The organism is Caballeronia sp., assembly GCF_049581465.1.
GTDB lineage: Bacteria > Pseudomonadota > Gammaproteobacteria > Burkholderiales > Burkholderiaceae > Caballeronia.
In genome coordinates, this window is the sequence record NZ_JBAUSA010000640.1 from 1 (window position 1) to 4425 (window position 4425).

Annotated in this window: 3 protein-coding genes and 1 pseudogene; 2 read left to right on the plus strand and 2 right to left on the minus strand. The window is 60.5% G+C overall.

What is annotated here, in order from left to right; genetic code table 11:
- Positions 1–429: pseudogene (locus WCA53_RS15670) on the minus strand (MFS transporter); the annotation flags it as partial.
- Positions 430–462: 33 nt separating this feature from the next.
- Positions 463–1431 (minus strand): LysR substrate-binding domain-containing protein, encoded by a 969-nt coding sequence (locus WCA53_RS15675; protein ID WP_423912012.1) that lies wholly within the window; start codon positions 1429–1431, stop codon positions 463–465.
- A gap of 168 nt (positions 1432–1599) precedes the next feature.
- On the opposite strand from WCA53_RS15675, the gene gcl reads away from it, so the two are divergent.
- Both gcl and otnI read left to right on the plus strand, forming a co-directional pair.
- Positions 1600–3378, plus strand: a complete 1779-nt coding sequence (gene gcl / locus WCA53_RS15680) for a glyoxylate carboligase (RefSeq protein WP_423912018.1) — start codon at positions 1600–1602, stop codon at positions 3376–3378.
- Between the two features lie 149 nt (positions 3379–3527).
- Entirely contained in the window at positions 3528–4337 is an 810-nt protein-coding gene (gene otnI, locus WCA53_RS15685) for a 2-oxo-tetronate isomerase (RefSeq protein ID WP_423912015.1), read from the plus strand.
- Positions 4338–4425 lie beyond the last annotated feature (88 nt).

Below are 4425 nucleotides of genomic sequence, written 5' to 3' on the forward strand. Positions count from 1 at the left end.
ATACAAGGCCGGCCACGTAGGCACTGCGCGCAAGGCAGTGCCGAGCGTCAGGAGCGCGAGCAGCACGAGCAAAGCGCGCTCAGTGCCCAGGCGGCGTGCCAGCATCGGCGCGAGTGGACCGAAGAAGCCGAAACACAATGATGGCAGCGTGGTCAGCACGCTTGCCCCAGTCGCGCTAAGACCGGTCGCCCGAACGGCTTCGAGCAGGATCGGGCCGACGCTCGTAATGGGTGTGCGCAGCGAGAATGAAATCAAGACGAGGCTCGCGGCCAGGAGAATCGCGCCGGTGCTCGAATGGTACGGCGGCAAGGCTTCAGCGTAACGCGCGATGTCGTCCGTAGCGTCGACCGATAGCCCACCGGTGCCGCTCAGCGTGGCGTCCTGGTCGGCGGATGGATTGCCGCTATGTGAGGTCTCGGGTGATTTCATTCGAAAACGCAGGCTTGGGAGGGCTGGAGTTCGCTAGGTTTGCAGGTTGGTCTCGTCTACATTTTCAAGTTTTCGCGGCACCATCCGATCGAAAGACGACGGCTTTAACCACCATTCACCCTGGAATGCTTCCTTGAGGAACAATATCAGTTCGGTCACCTTGACAGGCACCCGTTTCGGAGACGGATACACCGCGTGTATTTCCTGATCCGGGAGCATGTGGTCGGCCATGATCTGGCGCAGATCGCCTGTGGCGATTGCCTCCGCCGCGACGTAATGCGGGACGATCGTGATGCCCAGGTCCGCGCGGGCAGCCGTGATCAGCGACGATAGGTTGTTCGATCGTAAGCGTCCGTTGAGAAACACCGAAACCCGTTCCCCGGACGGGGTGCGCATGCGCCAATAGTCATCCTCCTGAACGCTGCTATAGATTAGGCAGGCATGAGACGACAAGTCGGTATGGATTTTCGGTTCGCCGTGGCGTGTCAGATATGTCGGTGACGCAACCATGACCCACGGATTCAAGCCGAGGTAGCGCCCGCCCAGGGATGAGTCGGCAAGCGAGCCAAGCCGTATCGCGATGTCGAGGCCCAGCGCAATCAGATCGACATATTTGTCGTCGTGATTGAGGTCCACACGCAGGTTGGGATGCGCCTGCATGAATTTAACCAGGAGCGGAGAGATGATCCGCCGCCCGAACGTGAGTGAGGTCCCCACGCGAATGAGGCCCTCCACCTGCGTATGCCGCCCCAACACGACATCTTGTGCGGCTTCATAGTCACGCACGATGTCCTTGCATTTCTCGTAGTAGCGAGCGCCTATTTCGGTCACGCTGACCGCGCGCTGGTTTCGGTTGAGCAACCTTGCATTGAGCCTGCCTTCCATGGAATTGATATGCTTGGTAACGGTGGGCTGGGTCAACTTCAGTTCTCGGGCCGCCTTGGAAAAACTTCCCATCTCAACCACGCGCATGAAGATTTGCAGTTCCATGAGGCGATCCATGTCTACACTCCAATTGAGTCATTGTTAGATGGCTTTAGGCACCTGTGCGACGCTTTGCTGCGTTGCGCGGGCATAACTGTTATGCAATTCGCTCGCATTGTGGAGCCTCGGGGCTGGACTTAACATCCGGTAAAGCCTCAACCCACAAAACCGGAGAAGGTGATTGCCATGACCCGTATGACTGCCGCAGACGCTGCCGTATTAGTGATGGAAAAAGAAGGCATCACGCATGCCTTCGGGATTCCGGGCGCCGCCATCAACCCGCTGTATGCGGCCATGATGCGCCGCGGCAGTATCACGCATACGCTGGCGCGCCACGTAGAGGGCGCTTCACACATGGCTGAGGGGTATACCCGCGCTGAGCCCGGCAATATCGGGGTATGTATCGGTACCTCGGGCCCGGCCGGTACTGACATGATCACCGGTCTGTACTCCGCGCAGGCCGACTCCATACCCATTCTCTGCATCACCGGCCAGGCACCCCGTGCCCGTCTGTACAAGGAAGATTTCCAGGCGGTCGACATTGAGTCGATTGCCAAGCCGGTGACCAAGTGGTCGGTTACCGTGCGCGAGCCGGCGCTGGTGCCTCGCGCCTTCCAGCAGGCTTTTCATCTGATGCGTTCCGGGCGCCCGGGCCCCGTGCTGATCGACCTGCCGTTCGATGTGCAAATGGGCGAGATCGAGTTCGATATCGAGACCTACGAGCCGCTGCAGGTCTACAAGCCCCGCGCCACGCGCGCGCAGATCGAGAAAGCGCTGGCGATGCTCAACGAGGCCGAGCGGCCGCTGATCGTGGCGGGCGGAGGCATCCTCAATGCCAATGCGCCCGAATTGTTGGTTGAATTCGCCGAAGCGACCGGCGTACCGGTTATCCCGACGCTGATGGGCTGGGGCATCATCCCCGACGACCATCCGCAGATGGTGGGCATGGTCGGTTTGCAGACCGCGCATCGGTACGGCAACGCGACGCTGCTCGCGTCAGACTTCGTGCTGGGGATCGGAAACCGCTGGGCCAATCGTCATACCGGTGGCGTCGAGACTTACACGCAAGGGCGAAAGTTCGTACACGTCGACATTGAGCCGACCCAGATCGGCCGCGTGTTCTGCCCTGATCTGGGCATCGTCTCGGATGCACGCGCCGCGTTGGAATTATTCGTCGAGATTGCGAAGGAGTGGAAAGCGGCGGGCAAGCTCAAGGATCGCGGCGCATGGCTCGAGCAGTGCCGCGAACGCAAGCGCACGCTGCTTCGCAAGACGCATTTCGACGATGTGCCGGTCAAACCGCAGCGGGTCTACGAAGAAATGAACAAGGTCTTCGGTCAGGAGACCTGCTATGTCAGCACCATCGGCCTGTCGCAGATTGCCGCCGCGCAATTCCTGCACGTGTACAAGCCGCGTCACTGGATCAACTGTGGCCAGGCCGGCCCGCTCGGCTGGACCATCCCGGCCGCGCTGGGCGTCTGCGTGGCCGATCCGTCGCGCCAGGTGGTCGCGCTTTCGGGCGACTATGACTTCCAGTTCATGGTCGAAGAACTGGCGGTGGGCGCCCAGTTCAACCTGCCCTACATTCACGTGCTCGTGAACAACTCGTATCTGGGCCTGATTCGCCAGTCGCAGCGCGGCTTCAAGATGGACTACTGCGTGCAGCTGTCGTTCGAAAACGTGAACGCGCCAGAGCTCCGCGAGTACGGGGTCGATCACGTGGCGGTCGTCGAGGGTCTGGGGTGCAAGGCGATCCGTGTGTTCAAGCCGGAAGAGATCCTGCCGGCGTTCCAGCAGGCGCAGAAGTGGCTGAAGGAATACCGGGTGCCGGTGGTCGTGGAAGTTATCCTGGAGCGCATAACTAACATCGCCATGGGCACGGAGATCAACAACATCACGGAATTCGAAGATCTGGCCCAGGACCCTGCCACCGACGCGCCCACCGCGATCGGGTTACTGGACTGACAGCTCGCGAATGGCGCGAATGGCGTATTCGTAGCGAGGAGGCCGGAGCGCCGGATTGCACGGCTGTCCGGCTGCCCGGAGTCGAAGTGTAGGTCTGCAGCAGGTCGGTTATTTATGATCTGCATAACTAAATGTAGAGGGATGTCACTATGCCAAAGTTCGCGGCCAACCTAACGATGCTCTTCAACGAGGTCGACTTCCTGGATCGCTTTGGAGTTGCGGCGCGTGCCGGCTTCAACGGTGTCGAGTATCTGTTTCCGTATCCGTATCCGAAGGAGCAACTGGTCGAGGCGCTTGAACGGCACCAGCTCGTCCAGGTCCTTCACAACTTGCCCGCTGGCGACTGGGCCGCGGGCGAACGTGGCATCGCCGTGCTGCCCGAGCGCGTCGGAGAATTCCAGGACGGAGTGGGTGCCGCGATCGAGTACGCCACCGCGCTCGGCTGCAAGCAGGTCAACTGCCTGGCCGGCCTTGCACCGCAGGGGGCGGCCCCTGACAAGGTCTACGAGACCTTCGTCAGCAACCTGAGGTTCGCAGCGGACAAGCTGAAACAGGCGGGCATCCGCCTGCTGATCGAGCCGTGCAATACCCGTGACATTCCGGGGTTCTATCTAAACCGCTCACGGCAGGCGCTGGAGATTATCGCGGACGTCGGCTCGGACAACCTCGGGCTGCAGTACGACATTTATCACATGCAAATCATGGAGGGAGATCTCGCGCCCACCATCCAGCGCAATCTGCAGAGTATTGCCCATATGCAACTGGCGGATAACCCCGGGCGCAACGAGCCCGGCACGGGCGAAATCAATTATCCGTTCCTGTACCAGTTCATCGACAGGCTGGGCTACCAGGGCTGGATCGGCTGCGAATACAAGCCGGCTGGGACAACGAACGAAGGCCTGGGCTGGATCAAGCCCTATCTGAAGGCAACAGAAACCGGCAACGGGAGAGACGCATGAAGCCAGGATTGACCACCGACACACGTCGCAACCGCAATGCCAAGATCGTCGCCACGCTAGGTCCGGCGAGTGGAAATCGAGCCATCAT

Excerpts from the sequence above, each read along its gene's own strand:
- gcl (WP_423912018.1), top strand. The coding sequence starts at position 1,600 with ATGACCCGTATGACTGCCGCAGACGCTGCCGTATTAGTGATGGAAAAA.
- otnI (WP_423912015.1), top strand. The coding sequence starts at position 3,528 with ATGCCAAAGTTCGCGGCCAACCTAACGATGCTCTTCAACGAGGTCGAC.
- WCA53_RS15675 (WP_423912012.1), bottom strand. The coding sequence starts at position 1,431 with ATGGATCGCCTCATGGAACTGCAAATCTTCATGCGCGTGGTTGAGATG.